Source organism: Glaciibacter superstes DSM 21135, from assembly GCF_000421145.1.
Taxonomy (GTDB): domain Bacteria; phylum Actinomycetota; class Actinomycetes; order Actinomycetales; family Microbacteriaceae; genus Cryobacterium; species Cryobacterium superstes.
The window spans coordinates 1-1,511 of sequence record NZ_ATWH01000038.1 but is presented as its reverse complement, the minus strand read 5'-3'; the positions used below and the strand labels follow the sequence as shown (position 1 = coordinate 1,511).

Annotated in this window: 1 protein-coding gene; it reads right to left on the bottom strand. The window is 56.5% G+C overall.

Going from position 1 to position 1,511, the window contains the following annotated elements; translation table 11 throughout:
* A partial coding sequence (locus K323_RS28335; RefSeq protein WP_245571051.1) for a condensation domain-containing protein occupies positions 1–1,409 on the bottom strand: 1,409 nt, incomplete at its 3' end.
* Positions 1,410–1,511 lie beyond the last annotated feature (102 nt).

The window sequence follows — 1,511 nt, the reverse complement described above, 5'->3', positions numbered from 1 at the left end:
TCGTACGACATTTCTTCATCACCATGGATCAAGGCGACCGAGGCCGGGTCGCGTGCCACCGAGTCGGCAAACAACTCAACAACAGACAGAGACACTTTGTCCGCGTTATTTCCTGGTTCGAAACGAGTGAGGCGTGCGCGCTCGTCCTGGGTGAGCAGGTCTAGTCGGGCGACTTGTGACGACGGCGCGTTCGAAATGGACTCCAATAGCCGGATGAAATGCCCAGCCATCCGCTCAATGGTTCCCTCTTCGAAGAGCGACCGGGCGTACTGCACGTCTAGGACGTACGCTCCGTCGGCACGCTCGTCCAACGTCCACGTGAGATCGAATTTCGCGGTATCACTTTCAACTCTCACAAGTTCGCCCGAGAGATCTCCGATGCGAAGGCCATCAGTATCAGTGTCGATATTTTGGAGAACAAACATCACCTGAATCAAAGGATTGCGGGAAAGGTCCCGTTCTGGCGACAGCGCCTGCACCAAGCGTTCGAACGGCAGATCTTGATGGTTAAGGGCATCCAGCACCGTTTCACGAACTTGGTCGACGAGGCGGTTAAAGGTAATGCCATTGCCAAGACGAGTCCGCATGACCAACGTGTTGACAAAGAAACCAATTAAATCATCGGTCTCAGCTCGGCCGCGCCCAGCCACAGGCGTCCCCACAGAAATGTCTGAAGTGCCCGCATATCGCCCGAGCAAAACCTGAAAAGCGGACAAAAACACCATGAAAGGTGTCGCTCCCCGACGACGGCCGATCTCAACGACCGACTTCGCCAACTCCGCAGGCACGACCATCACGGTCGTTTTGCCCTGCGAATCCCACTCCTCCGGGCGCGAATGGTCCGTAGGCAACTCCACCGGGACAAGGCCCTCCAGCTGATCTTCCCAATAACGCAATTCCGTCCCAAGCACCTCACCAGACAGCCATTCACGCTGCCACGCGGCATAGTCCGCATACTGCACCGGAAGGTCAGGAAGGGCTGCAGACTTTCCCGCTGACAGCGACGAATACGCCGCATCCAGGTCCCTCAACAGCACAGCAGTCGACCAGCCATCAAAGATGGAATGGTGCAACACGATCAATAGGATGTGATCGTCCTTTCCTCTGCGAACAAGATGAGCTCGCAAGAGCGGACCAGAATCAAGGCGGAACGGCTTCTGCAACTCGCTTTCACAGAACTCCGAAAACGCGTTGGTATTTTCCGCCGAAAGGTCCTTATATCCGAGATTCAACGCACTCAACTCATCGATGATCTGGCGCGGCACGCCTCCAGTAACTTCGATGCGAGTCCGCAATATCTCGTGACGCGCCACGACTGCCGTCAATGCAAGCTCCAGGGCACGGTCATCAAGACGCCCGCGTAAACGCAGGGCAACGGGCACAGAGTATTCAGACGACTCCGGCCGCAACTCTTCCAAGAACCACAAGCGCTCCTGCGCAAAGGACAGTGCCAGATCTCCTTCCCGAGAAACCGGTCCGAAAACAGGACCATCCGGACGATGCGCCGAACG